At 70.6% G+C, this 12,498-nt stretch carries 10 protein-coding genes; 8 read left to right on the forward strand and 2 right to left on the reverse strand.

Annotated elements, in window-relative coordinates; all coding sequences use genetic code 11:
- Both ACFU99_RS15640 and ACFU99_RS15645 read left to right on the forward strand, forming a co-directional pair.
- A partial coding sequence (locus ACFU99_RS15640) for an SDR family NAD(P)-dependent oxidoreductase (RefSeq protein ID WP_384391440.1) occupies positions 1-562 on the forward strand: 562 nt, incomplete at its 5' end.
- A complete protein-coding gene (locus tag ACFU99_RS15645) occupies positions 559-1,695 on the forward strand; it encodes an amidinotransferase (protein WP_384391442.1) in 1,137 nt (378 codons plus the stop codon). The genes ACFU99_RS15640 and ACFU99_RS15645, both read left to right, overlap by 4 nt.
- 36 nt (positions 1,696-1,731) lie before the next feature.
- On the opposite strand, the gene ACFU99_RS15650 is transcribed toward ACFU99_RS15645, so the two are convergent.
- Positions 1,732-3,795 (reverse strand): B12-binding domain-containing radical SAM protein, encoded by a 2,064-nt coding sequence (locus ACFU99_RS15650; protein ID WP_384391445.1) that lies wholly within the window; start codon positions 3,793-3,795, stop codon positions 1,732-1,734.
- Between the two features lie 290 nt (positions 3,796-4,085).
- On the opposite strand from ACFU99_RS15650, the gene ACFU99_RS15655 reads away from it, so the two are divergent.
- From ACFU99_RS15655 to ACFU99_RS15675, 5 genes are all read left to right on the forward strand, one after another.
- On the forward strand, positions 4,086-5,216 hold the full coding sequence (locus tag ACFU99_RS15655) for an amidohydrolase family protein (protein ID WP_384391448.1): 1,131 nt from the start codon (positions 4,086-4,088) through the stop codon (positions 5,214-5,216).
- A 123-nt stretch (positions 5,217-5,339) separates the two neighbouring features.
- Positions 5,340-6,599: a hypothetical protein gene (locus ACFU99_RS15660; protein WP_384391451.1), complete on the forward strand. Its 1,260-nt coding sequence runs from the start codon at positions 5,340-5,342 to the stop codon at positions 6,597-6,599.
- Positions 6,600-6,661: 62 nt separating this feature from the next.
- Positions 6,662-7,525 (forward strand): hypothetical protein, encoded by an 864-nt coding sequence (locus tag ACFU99_RS15665; protein ID WP_384391453.1) that lies wholly within the window; start codon positions 6,662-6,664, stop codon positions 7,523-7,525.
- 86 nt (positions 7,526-7,611) lie between these two features.
- Positions 7,612-8,595 carry a TauD/TfdA dioxygenase family protein gene (locus ACFU99_RS15670; protein ID WP_384391455.1) on the forward strand — a complete coding sequence of 328 codons (984 nt, stop codon included), beginning with the start codon at positions 7,612-7,614 and terminating at the stop codon, positions 8,593-8,595.
- 91 nt (positions 8,596-8,686) lie between these two features.
- Positions 8,687-9,526, forward strand: coding sequence for a hypothetical protein (locus ACFU99_RS15675; RefSeq protein WP_384391458.1), 840 nt, complete (start codon positions 8,687-8,689; stop codon positions 9,524-9,526).
- On the opposite strand, the gene ACFU99_RS15680 is transcribed toward ACFU99_RS15675, so the two are convergent.
- Positions 9,499-9,996: a methyltransferase domain-containing protein gene (locus tag ACFU99_RS15680; protein WP_384391461.1), complete on the reverse strand. Its 498-nt coding sequence runs from the start codon at positions 9,994-9,996 to the stop codon at positions 9,499-9,501. The genes ACFU99_RS15675 and ACFU99_RS15680 overlap by 28 nt on opposite strands.
- A gap of 352 nt (positions 9,997-10,348) precedes the next feature.
- Here ACFU99_RS15680 and ACFU99_RS15685 point away from each other — a divergent pair, with 352 nt between their 5' ends.
- Entirely contained in the window at positions 10,349-12,370 is a 2,022-nt protein-coding gene (locus ACFU99_RS15685; RefSeq protein WP_384391464.1) for a Gfo/Idh/MocA family oxidoreductase, read from the forward strand.
- Positions 12,371-12,498: the final 128 nt, after the last annotated feature.

Here is a 12,498-nt window from a genome sequence, read left to right on the forward strand (position 1 = left end):
CAACGCCGGGATCAGCATCCGGCGGCCGTTCCTGGAGACCTCGCTGGAGGAGTGGGAGCGGACGATGCGGGTGAACCTCACCGGCGTCTTCCTGGTGGCCCGCGAGGCGGGGCGCCGGATGGCGGCGGCCGGCGGCGTCATCGTCAACACCGCGTCCGTCAGCGGCATGGTGGGCATGCCCGACTACGCGGCGTACAACGTGAGCAAGGCCGGGGTGATCGAACTGACCCGGACCCTGGCCCTGGAGCTCGCACCGGCCGTCCGCGTCAACGCGATCGCTCCGGGATACGTCATCACCCCCATGCAGAGGGCCGAATACACCGAGGAACAACTCGCCGAACAGGCCGCGGCGTTGCCGCTGCGGCGGCTCGGGACCCCGGAGGAGATCGCCGGCCTGGCGGCCTATCTGGCCTCCCCGGAAGCCGCGTTCATCACCGGGCAGACCTTCGCGATCGACGGAGGCGAGACCGCCGGCGGGCTGGCCAGCGCCGCCCGGCGGCACGACGGACGCGAGGCGCCCGTGGACCCGACAGCGACACCGCGCCGAAGTGGGGGAGCATGACGAACGACGCGCAGCCGGACGAGTACGAGCGGACACCGCCGCCGGCGGTCAACTCGTACACCGAGTGGGACCCGTTGCGGGAAGTGGTGGTGGGGAGCCTGCTGGGCGGGGTCTTTCCCGCCTGGCAGGAGTCGATGGCGCGGGTCGTGCCCGACGCCGCCCGGCCCGTCTTCCAGGAACTGGGCGGGACCCCGCTGCCCGCCGGTCTCCTCAAAGCGGCCGAGGACGAGCTGGAGGGCCTGGTCGAGGTCCTCGAATCGCACGGGATCGCGGTGGTCCGGCCGGACACCGCCGAGCACCAGGTGCCGTTCCGCACCCCGCACTGGAGCTCCGCGGGCGGCCTGTACGCGGGGATGCCCCGGGATCTGCTGATGGTCGTCGGCGACGCCATCATCGAGGCCCCGATGTCCTGGCGCTGCCGCCACCACGAGGTGGACGCGTTCCGTTCGCTGATCAAGTCGTACTTCCGGCGCGGCGCCCGCTGGCTCCCCGCTCCGCGCCCGCAGCTGACGGACGCGCTGTACCGCACGGACGGCGAGGCGCACGGCGGAACACGCGGTGGAACGGACGGCGAGGCGGGCGGCTGGGCGGTGACCGAGTTCGAGCCGGTCTTCGACGCCGCCGACTTCCTGCGCTTCGGCCGCGATGTCATCGTCCAGCGCAGCCACGTCACCAACGCGTTCGGCATCGACTGGGTGCGGCGCGCCATCGGCCCGGAGTTCGACGTGACGGTCGTCGACACCGACGACCCGCACGCGATGCACATCGACGCGACGATCGCGCCGCTCGCGCCGGGCAAGCTCCTCGTGCACCCCGAGCGCTACGTCCATCACGAGGTCTTCGACGGCTGGGACATCCTCCCGGCCCCCGCGCCGACGCTGCCGCGGGACTGGCCCATGTACTTCTGTAGCCCGTGGGTGAGCATGAACGTGCTGTCCCTGGACCCGGAGACGGTGGTGGTCGAGCGCCAGGAGGAACCGCTGATCGAGGCGCTGACCGGCTGGGGATTCCGTTGCGTGCCGGTGGACTTCCGGCACGTCTACACCTTCGGCGGCTCCTTCCACTGCGTCACGCTGGACACCGTGCGGGAGGGCGGGGCCGCACGGTACCTCTCACGGCCTGCGCGGTGGTGATCGCGGGGACGTACGCACGCTGGTGACCCCGACCCGTCAAGCGCTGAACAGGAGCCGTGAGTAGTCCGGCCGCAGCAGGACGTTGTTGTCGTACAGGCAGTACTCCACCGCCAGCAGGGGCAGCGCCGGATCGACGCCGGGGCCCGCCGCCGCGCGCGCCGCGGAGCGTACGTCCTCGACGCCGGTGAAGCGGGCCGCGAGCTCGGCGCAGACGTCGTACGCGGTCCGGGCGCCGCGGTCGTGCCAGTAGCCGGGCAGGCCGATCGCCGCGAAGGCGTCGCGGACGCGGTCCGGCTCGGTGCCGACGACCAGCTCGACGAGGGTACGGGCGACCAGATCCGCGTGTCCGCCCGCCGCGTCGCCTTCCTGCCGCGGCTCCTGCCGCCCCTCCCGCGGCCGTTCCAGCCGTTCCAGCCGTTCCAGCAGCGCCGCGCCGCCGTCGGCCGCGATGGACGTACGTACGTCGCGCGCCGCCTCGTCCTCGTCGGCGTCGCCGGGCGCGTACCGCAGACGCTTGCACCACCGGGCCAGCCGCTCGCCGTCGGCGTGGCGGGCGAGGAACGCGGGCCAGTCGAGGCGGGACCGGTGGGCGCGGGAGAGGAACGTCTTCTCCACGTAGGCGAAGAACTCGTCCACGGCGCGGGCGCTGCCGAGGGCCTCCACCAGCGCGGCCGGGTAGCTGAAGGTGGGGTGCACCAGGTCGACCTCGTCGAGCGGCCCGTCCGGGCCGACGGAGTACGCCGCCGCCGAGACGTCGTCGAGCAGGCCGTCGCCCAGGTCGAAGACGCGCGTGGCGCGGGTGATGAGCGAGTCGTCGAAGCGCTCGCCCAGGCGCAGTTCGCTCACCGTGCGCAAGGTGGCCGCGACGGTCTCCGGGGTGGCGTAGGTGTTGCCCAGGAACATGTCCAGCCGCCGCCGCGGCTCCGGCAGGCCGCGCGCGCGGCGGTACGCCTGGTCCTCCTCCAGCCAGGCGACCTGGGCCTCCACCGCGTGCCGGGCCCGGTAGGGGACGCGGGTCCGCTTGAGGTTCTCGTCGTGGTAGGAGGCGAACTGGTTCCAGCTGGGTTCGAAGCGCGCCTCCAGCAGCGCCCGGATGTCGCTCCGCGCCAGCGGGGGATTGGGCAGCAGGTAGCAGGTCCAGCTCACCGGGTCGGCGCGGCCGCGGTTGAGCTCGCGCATCCGCGCCGCCATCTCCAGCAGCAGGCTGTTGCTGCCGACGTTGATCTCCGAGCAGACCAGCCACACGCGGGAGACGCCCCGGTCGGCGAGGAAGGCGATGTCGGCCGTGACGACGTCGAGGTCACGGACGCGGTGGCGGCGGCCCTTGACCATCGGTTCGGTGCAGAAGTAGCAGCGGTACGGGCAGCCGCGCTGTATCTCCACCGGGACGTGTACGTCCGCGTCCGGTCCGATGACGCGCTGCGGGCCGTAGAAGTCCAGCAGGTCGCGCAGGATGGCGTCGGTGTACTCGGTGTGGTCCGCGGGTGGCAGGAAGCTCCGGGGGGTGATGGTGTAGCCATGGTCGGAGTGGTCGGAGTGGTCGGAGCGGTCGGAGCGGTGGGCGAGGTTGGCGATGCGGTCCACGTCGCGATGCGCGAGTACGTCGTCCAGGTGCTCCAGCACCGCGTCCGGCTCGCCGGTCACGCCGAAGTCCGGCTGGAGCCGGTCCAGCAGGTCCGGGGTGCGCGTGGTGAAGCCGAAACCGCCCACCATTATCGGACACTCGGTCAACTCCCGTAAAAGATCGATGAGTTGCTCGGTCTCGTGGAACGGCCAATAGCTGTTCCTGCGCACCGGAGGGGCGCCCGGGAGGTCGTAGTCCGCGTAGTTCCAGATGAAGATGGAGTCCAGTTGCCGCAGGTGGACGCCGATGAGCCGGGGGCCGGTGCGGTCCAGGACCTCGCGCAGCGCCGCGCGCCACGACGCCTTGGGCGTGTGCAGCAGGTCGAAGCGGGCCGCGGTGAGGCCATGGCGGGCGGCCACGGCCGAGACCTGCACGAAGGCGTAGGGATAGATGGGCAGCGCCGGGTAGTTGGAGGCGCTGAGGAGGAGGATGTCCGCGCCCTGTCGCGCCGGGGCGGTCGGGTCGTCGACCGGCATGGCGGGAATGGTGACACACCGTCGGTCATCCCACCAGAAGACCACCGGAGGGTCACCGGAAGGCGACCGGAAGAGCGCTTCGCCCGGTGTCCGAATCGGCGCGCCGGGCCGTACGCCCCCTTGAAGGGGGCTTGCGCGGACCGAAGAATGGGACTTCGCGCCGCCGCCGTCTGCCCCCGAACCCTGGGACGGCTTCCTCCGTCCGCGTCGTACCGCCTTCCGCCATCGCCGCAGCTCCCGGGGGACCGGCGCGTCGCCGCGATGGCCCCTACCCCTGGGGAGAGTGGCCTGTGACAGCCCCTGTGCTCTCGGCGGACTCCCACGTCGTCGAACCGGTACGCCTGTGGACCGAGGGCCTGGAGCGCCGCTACCGCGACCGCGCCCCGCGGGTCTCCTGGCACGCCGAACGGCAGGGCTGGTACTTCACCTGCGACAACCTGAGACCCGCCCTGGTCAACACGCTCTACGCCACTGCCACCACGCCCCAGGACTTCGTGGACGCGGAAGCCGTCGTCGAGGCGGTACGGGCCGGGGGCAGCGACCCGGCCGCCCGGCTCAAGGACATGGCGCTGGACGGGGTGGCGGGGGAGGTGCTGTACCCCAGCCTGGGTCTCCACCTCTTCTGGCTCGCGGACGCCGCCTTCCAACGCGCCTGCTTCCGCGCCTACAACGACTGGCTCGCCGACTACGTGCGGCACGCGCCCGAGCGGCTGGTCGGCCTCGGACTGATCTCGCTGTGGGACACCGAGGAAGCCGTACGGGAACTGCGCCGCTGCCACGGGCTCGGGCTCAAGGGCGCCGCCGTCTGGGCCTCCGCCCCCGACGAGCGCGACCTGGCCGGTACCACCGCCGACCCGTTCTGGCACGCGGCACAGGAGATGGGCATGCCCGTATCCATGCACTGCCTCAGCGGCTACCGCGACAGCCCCCGGCTCTTCGACTACACCACCCCGATGGGCCGCGTCCAGCGCAACATGGCCTATCCCGAGGAACTCCAGCACACGCTGACGGACCTGCTCTTCTCCGGCGTCCTCCAGCGTTTCCCCGGCCTCGACATCGTCCTGGCCGAGAACGACATCGGCTGGATCGCCTACCACCTGCTGCACGCCGACCGGATCCACGACAAGCTCGGCCCGGCGCTCGGCAGCGACCTCGCCATGTCCCCGAGCGACTACTTCCGCCGCCAGGTCCACGCCACGTTCACCGAGGACGAGGTGGGCGTGCTGACCATGCGCCTGCTCGGGCCGGACAACTTCCTGTGGGGCAGCGACTACCCCCACTACGAAGGCAGTTGGCCGAACTCCGGCGCGGTGCTGGAGCGCTGCCTGGCGGAAGCAGGCGAAGAGGCCCGCGAGCGGGTGACCTCCGGCAACTGCGCGCGCCTGTACGGATTCGACCTCACGACACTGACGAGCGACTGAGGAGCGAACGGCGAGCGGCTGACCGGCGACTGACGAGCGATCGACCAGCGGCCGGCCGGCGAGTGACGAGAGCGATCGACGAGCGACTGACGAGCGACTGACCGGCGAGTGAAGGAGATCCGCATGGCGGAGCCGACCGCACACCCCTGGTACCGCTTCATCGACGACGACATCGAGAACAGAACCCGGGCGGGCGTCGGCTTCACGAACCTGATCTCCCAGCGGCCCTACGCACTGGCCCCCGAAACCCTCCAGGGCTTCGTCGAACGCAACGCCCTGATCCGCGAGTTCCTGCGGATCACCCGTGATGTCTTCCTGGCCAGCCTCCGCGGCGACGCCGACCCCGCCATCGCCGACACCGTGCTCGCCCGGCAGCCGCCGGAACGCGGCCGGGACTACCACCTGAAGCTGACCGAGCGGCACCTCGCGCTCCCGCACTACTTCCGGACCGACGAGCCCGCCCCCGGGAAGATCGCGGAAGTGCAGTGCCCGGCCTCCGGCTGGGAGATAGCGGACCAGGCGCACGCCCTCTACCGGGCCTTCCCGAACGACTTCGGCGCGGCGGAACGGCGCTTCGCCCCGCTCATCGACGACCTCGCCGCGTCCCTGCGCTCCCGGTTCGGCGACGGCCTCGTCATCCACCACCTGACCGGCAACGCCTCACGGCCGCACGGCGTCCACTACACCGTACAGCGGCTGCGCGAAGCGGGGATCCGGCACTTCGGCTGGGACGCCGTGCACTGGAAGGACTGCGGATTCGTCCGCGCCCACGAGTTCTACGACCTCCGGTACAACGGGTTCTTCGATCAGTGGATGGAGGCGTGCGAACAGGGCGAGCTCTTCTTCGATCATCCGCCCCTGCCGCTCTACGACGCCAAGGTGACGACGGCATGGCCGTTCTGGTCGAAGGCCGCGCGGTACTACCCCGACGAGGTCCGCGGCATCTTCCCGCACACCGAGATCATCACGCCCGAGGGCTTTCACCTGCCCGACGGCACGTGGATCACCCTGGACGAGTACTGCAAGCTGGGCCAGGGACGGCGCCGCTACTACGTGAAGTTCGGCAGCCACCACCCGACCTTGAACTGGGGCAGCCGCGCGGTCTACCACGCGGGCAGCTTCTCCGGGCCCGCGCTGCGCGCGCTCTTCGACCGTGTCTGCGCCGACACCGCGGAGGGGCATCTCTGGGTCGCCCAGGACGCGTGCCTGCTGGCGGAACCGGCGGCGGCCGTGTCCCGGAGCGGGGAGGACGTGAAGTTCGACGGCTATACCAAGCTCAGCGCCTTCTACACCCCGGAGGGTCTGGCCGGGGTAATGGCCATGCAGGAGCGCGCACATAAGGTGCACGGCTCGCTGAACACCGTCGTGAGCGCCGTCTACTGACTCCGTGTGTCCGTACGTCCGTGTGCCTGCACATCCGTATGTCCGTATGAAGGAGGTGGAGGGTGAGGACCAGCGAACCCCATCCGTTCCGGATCACCGGGCAAGTCCACTCCGTCGACTACTTCCGCTTCGTCGAACGGGACGAGACGGACTGGCAGGTGTGGACCGATGTGCTCCGCGGCGAAGTCGCCGGAGTGATCTTCCGGGGAGCGCTGACACCGGATGTCCGCGACCGCATCCGGCGGAACTTCTGGAGCAGCCCGCTGCTCGGGCGCCGGGTGCAGAGCTCCGGAGCAGCGGACCACTGGTGCGGAAACCACCTCTTCAGCGCCCCCAGCCTCGACTGGTACCTCGACGAGGCGGACCGCGCGCGTACGGACCTGGAGACGCTCTGCGCGGGGCCGGGCCGTACACCGCTGACGCTGCTGGACGAGTACCGCGACCACCTGGCGGACCGCGGCGTACGGCTCCGTCTCGCGGAATACCGAGGCCGGCGCGCGGCCCCCTTCCGGCTGCGCTCCCTCGGCCAGAACGACACGCCCGTGCTCGCTCCGCACGACGACGCCGAGTCCATCCGCCGCGCGCGCCACATCGACGGGTGCGAGGTCCAGCGGGTCAGCCGCCTGTGCAACGCCCTGATGTGCGTGGAGAACGACTCCGGGGGCGAACTGCTGTACTGGAACATCTCCCCGGACCGCGAGAGCCGCGCCGCACTGGGCATGTCGACCGACAGCTATGGATATCCGATCGAGTCGCTCTCCGGCGTCGAACAGCTCACCGTGCCCATCAGGGCCGGAGACGTATATATCTTCGACACCGCGAATGTGCACGCCGTGGCTCCCTGCGACAGAGCCGGGGGTCATCGGACCACCATCAACTTCCTGATGGGTCGGCTCGACGACGACACGACGGTGTACTGGTCCTGACCGCCGGCCGACAGACCGACCACCCTGCCCGACCGCCCTGCCCGACCGCCCGAGACCGCGCACGCGACCGAAGGGAGTGCAGACGGATGGCGGCAGCCACCACAGCCCCACAGAATGTCGCCGGAATCGACGTACGGAGGCTCGCCGGACACATCGGCGCCGAGATCACCGGTGTGGACCTCGCCGCGCCGATGCCCGACGCCGTCATGGCCGCGATCCGCGCGGCGCTGCTCCAGCACAAGGTGATCTTCCTCCGCGGCCAGCGGCTGAGCCACGCCGACCACGTCGCGTTCGGGCGGCGGTTCGGTGAGTTGACGCGGCGCCCGGGCCGTAAACACGGCGTCCATCCCGAGGGATATCCGGAGATCCTCATCGTCGACCCGGACGCGGAGGACACACGGTACGGCCGGCGGTTCGAGGAACGGCTCCGGCCCAAGGCGCTGCGCCACGACTCGGGCTGGCACGTGGACCTCGCCGCGACCGTCAACCCCCCGGCCATCTCCGTGCTCCGCTCCGAGGTGGTCACCGAATACGGCGGAGACACCCAGTGGACCAACCTCGTCGCGGCCTACCAGGGCCTCTCCGGCCCGCTGCGCGCACTGGCCGACGGACTGCGCGCGGAACACACCCTCTACGCCGCCTGCGAACTGCTGCTCTCCGACGAGGAAGACGTGGAAGTCATCCGGCGGCTCACCGAGGACACCCTGCTCTCCGTGCACCCGCTGGTCCGCGTCCACCCCGAGACCGGTGAGAAGGCGCTCTTCGCACCACCGGCTTCGGTGACCCGCCTCCTGGGGCTGCTGCCCTGGGAGAGCCGCCATGTGCTGGAACTCCTCTACGAGCACATCGGGCGCGCCGAGTACACCGTCCGCTGGCGCTGGGCGGTCGGCGACGTCGCGGTCTGGGACAACCGCGCGGTCGCCCACCTCCAGCCGTCAGACCTGGACCACACCGACTACCGGCGCACTCTCTACCGCGTGACCGTCCTGGGCGAACCCCCGGTCGGCCCGGACGGCTTCACGTCCGAGGCCGTCCGCGGCGAGCCGCTGACCGCTCACGCCCAGCCCTGATCCGGCAATCCCGCCGACGAGACCCAGCACCTTCGCAGCCGAGATCCAGCACTTCCGCATACGCAAGTACGTAAGAAGGGGGCGAGACGTCATGCCGGGCACACGCGGTGTGTACTTCGTGGCCAACGACCGGGTGGTGGAACTGGTCACCGCATTCCTCAACAGCTTCCGCCGCACCAACCCCGATATCCCACTGCGGCTGATCCCCTTCGACGACGCGTACCAGCGGATCGCCGAACTGGGGGACCGCTATGGGTTCACCGTATGGGAGGACGCGCGGCTGCTCGCCCGGTGCGACGAGATCAGCCTCTCGTTCCACGAACACAGAAAGGGGCACTTCAGAAAACTCGCCGCATGGGAGGGGGAGTTCGACGAATTCCTCTACATCGACAGCGACACCGCCGTCCTGCGCAACATCGACTTCGCCTTCGACTACCTCGCGGATTACGGCTTCGTGACCGCCACGTCCAATCTGCCGGGGCGCGCCTGGAAGGAAACCATCAAGCAGGCCGGAAAGTTGTCGCGGCAGCAGTACGAATACGCCGCCAACACCGGATTCGTCACCTCACGGAAAGGGGCGCTCACGCTGGACGGAATCACCGCCGCGCTGCCCGGCGCCCGAGAGGTCACGCCGCACATGAAACTCGGCTACGAACAGCCGTTCCTCAACTACCTCATCGTCACCTCGGGCCTGCCCTACACCAGCCTGCACCGGCTGCGTACCGCCACCGGAGACCAGACCATCCCGGCCGAGGTCTTCGCCTGGACCCCGGGCGTCCAGGCGAGGAACGGCGAAGTCGTGCACCCGGTCTCGCCGCCGCCGCTGATGGTCCACTGGACCGAGCCGGTCAAACCGACCCAGGCGGACCCGGCGGACACCCCGCTCTACGACCTGTGGCTCCACTACCGGGACTTGCACACCCTCACGTAGAGCGACTGCTCGTCGTCGTGCCGCGGCGGGAACTCGGGGTGCGCGGCCAGCAGATCGGCCTCCTCGACTCTCTCGGCGACAGGGAAGCCGGCCTGCCCGAGAGCCCAGGTCAGCAATTCGAGGTCGAAGAGGTTGCGATGCCTGCCGCGAGCCTGGAAGAGATCGTTGATGAACTGCTGGACCGGGGCCCCGCCGAGGGAGTAGTCGGGCCAGCGCTGGCAGCGGTCGTCTTTGAGCGCTTGCCCGCGATCGGCGGTGTAGGCGGCGCAGATCTTCGCCAGATCGGGGCAGGAGATCCACAGCACGGCGTCCTCCGCGCAGATCCGACGCAGCTCCCGGAGGAACGGGATGAGCTGGCCGTGCAGTTCCAGGTGTTCCACGACGTGCTGCATCACCACGGCCGTGACCGAGCCGTCGGGGAACGGCATGCGACCGGCCGCCAGATCGATGTCGCACTCCGAACCGGACACATCGCAATTGAGCCAGCCGGGAACACGCCGGTCCCCGCAGCCCAAATGGATCCTGGCGGCTCCGGTGACGTACCGCGGGCCGCGCGTCCGGCGCTGTTGCCTGAGGCGTGCGAGCAGGCGGGAAAAGTCATGTTCGATGAATGAGATGGTGCGGGGATCGAAATCCAGTCTGCGCAGCACCCGAGGAATCATGCGCTTCACCGTGCCCGAAGAGCCAGGTCCGGTCAACCGCGCGTCACGGTAACGGATTTGGGCGGACCTGTCCGCAGTCGAATTCCTCTCTTCGGGACTTCGGTGCACACGACGGAACCCTGTGAAGATCGAATTCGCCGAATTCCCCATGGAGGTGTGCATGCGACAGGTAGTCCTGCCCGGACCCGGCCGGTGCGAGGTCGTCGAGCGGTACGAGCCGACGGCCGCGCCCGGACACGTCGTGGTAGACGTCAGCCTGAGCGTGCTCTCGCCGGGCACCGAGCGCGCGATCCTGCTGGACCGCCCCACCGCCGACTCCCGGTACCCGGAATCGCCCGGCTATATGGCGGCCGGTACGCTGCGCGGCGGTCCGGGACTCCCCGCCGGCACGCGCGACCTGTGCCTCTCCGCGGGCACGCGGGTGGCGGTGCGCCGGGCGCGCCATGCCGACGTCGCCGTGGTGCCCGTACGCTGCGTGCGCGCCGTACCGGATCGCGTCCGCCCGATCGACGCCGCGGTCTGGCAACTCGCGCTCACCGCCCTGCACGGCCTCGAAACCGGAGGCCAGCGCGGTGACGAGCCGGTGACCGTGGTCGGCCAGGGCCTGCTCGGCATCATCACCCGCCGCCTGGCCGCGGCGCGTGGCGCGTCGCGGGTACGTGCCGTCGCCGCGTCCACCGCCAAGGCGTGGACCACCCGTACCGAGCCCTCCACCGTGTTCGAGGATCCCGGACGGCTCGGCGGCGGCACGCCGCTCGTCGTGGACGCCACCGACAGCGGCCCCGGCCTGGCCGTCGCCATCGCGGCCGCGGACCGCGGCGGCCGGGTCGTACTTCTCGGATCACCGCGCACCGACGAAGCCGACGTCCCCCTGCGAGAACTGCACGACCGCCTGCTCGACCTGCGAGGCGCTCACGTCTCGCAGTTGACCGAAGCGGACGAGGAACGGCTGACGGACCACTTCTTCACCTTGCTGGAGCAGCGCCGCTTCACCATCGCGGACGTCCTGTCCCACTACCCCGCGCACAAAGCCCCGGAGGTCTACCGGCGCCTCGCCGACGAGCGGGCCTTCGTCAGCGCCGCGCTGCACTGGAACACCCCGAGCCCCGCCCCCGGACGGCCCGCCCTCACCGCACGGCCGATGCGCTTCGGCCTGATCGGCTGCGGCGACATAGGCATCGAGGACGCCAGAGCGCTCGCCGCCGCGGACGAAGCCGAGATGACGGCCTGCCACGATCCCGTCGCGGAACTCGCCGACGAGACCGCGGCCCGCTTCGGCGGTCGGCCGGAAGCGTCCGTCGGGTCCCTGCTGGCGCGCCCCGACGTCGACGGCGTCGTCATCGCCACCCCGCACGACACCCACGAGCCGCTGCTCACCGAGGCGTTGGCCGCGGGCAAGCACGTCCTCCTGGAGAAGCCCGTCGCCCATGATCTGGCCTCGGCGCAGCGCATCGTCGTACGCGCGCGGGCCGGCCGGCCGCGCACCGGCATCCTCTTCCCGACCCGTACCGACCCGAGGTTCCGCCAGGCCCGCGAGGCCATCGAGGCGGGGGAGATCGGCTCGCCGCTCGCCATTGTCACCACGTACTTCACGGACAAACCCGCCGCGTACTTCCTCGGCGGCATCAGCGGCCGCGTCTCCACCACCTGGCGCCTGTCGAAGGAACGCGCCGGCGGCGGCTTCCTCATCATGAACCTCATCCACCAGATCGACGCGGTCCGCGCGCTCCTCGGCCGGGAACCCGACCGCGTCTACGCGGAGACCGCGCCGTCGCCGACGGCGGGTGCCCCCGGAATCGAGGACGTGGTCAGCGTCGTCCTCCGGTTCGGCACGGTCGTCGCCACCCTCGTCGGCAGCGCGAGTGTGGTGGGGGGCGGCGGCATGAAGACCCGTGTCTGGGGCGAGAAGGGCGAGATCCAGCTCACCCCGGACTACTCCCTGGCCCACCGCGGAGCACCCGTCCCCGAGGCCGACTCCACGGCACAACCGCCCCCGACCGCGATCGACCTGCGCACGACGGCGTTCACCCGCTTCGCGCGTGCGGTCCACGACGGCTCGCCCGTGGACGTCAGCCTGGCCGACGGGCTGCGCACCCAAGCCGTCGTAGAAGCCGCGTACGCCTCCGCCCGCCTCGGCCGCGCCGTCTCCCCGTCCGCTCTCCTGGAAGGAGAGACACCGTGAACAACTGGCAGCACATCGGGGGTACTTCCCCCAAGCCTGCGACGGCTGGAGACATGGCTGGGGACTTGATGTGGTTCGCCGACGACCCGGAAGCCGACGAGACCTGGGCGTACGGCTATCCGCCGCCG

Origin of the sequence: Streptomyces sp. NPDC057654, assembly GCF_042800135.1 — a bacterium.
Classification (GTDB): domain Bacteria; phylum Actinomycetota; class Actinomycetes; order Streptomycetales; family Streptomycetaceae; genus Streptomyces.

Coding starts and splice junctions, on each gene's coding strand:
- ACFU99_RS15670 (WP_384391455.1), top strand. CDS start 7,612: ATGGCGGCAGCCACCACAGCCCCACAGAATGTCGCCGGAATCGACGTA.
- ACFU99_RS15645 (WP_384391442.1), top strand. CDS start 559: ATGACGAACGACGCGCAGCCGGACGAGTACGAGCGGACACCGCCGCCG.
- ACFU99_RS15650 (WP_384391445.1), bottom strand. CDS start 3,795: ATGCCGGTCGACGACCCGACCGCCCCGGCGCGACAGGGCGCGGACATC.
- ACFU99_RS15685 (WP_384391464.1), top strand. CDS start 10,349: ATGCGACAGGTAGTCCTGCCCGGACCCGGCCGGTGCGAGGTCGTCGAG.
- ACFU99_RS15660 (WP_384391451.1), top strand. CDS start 5,340: ATGGCGGAGCCGACCGCACACCCCTGGTACCGCTTCATCGACGACGAC.
- ACFU99_RS15675 (WP_384391458.1), top strand. CDS start 8,687: ATGCCGGGCACACGCGGTGTGTACTTCGTGGCCAACGACCGGGTGGTG.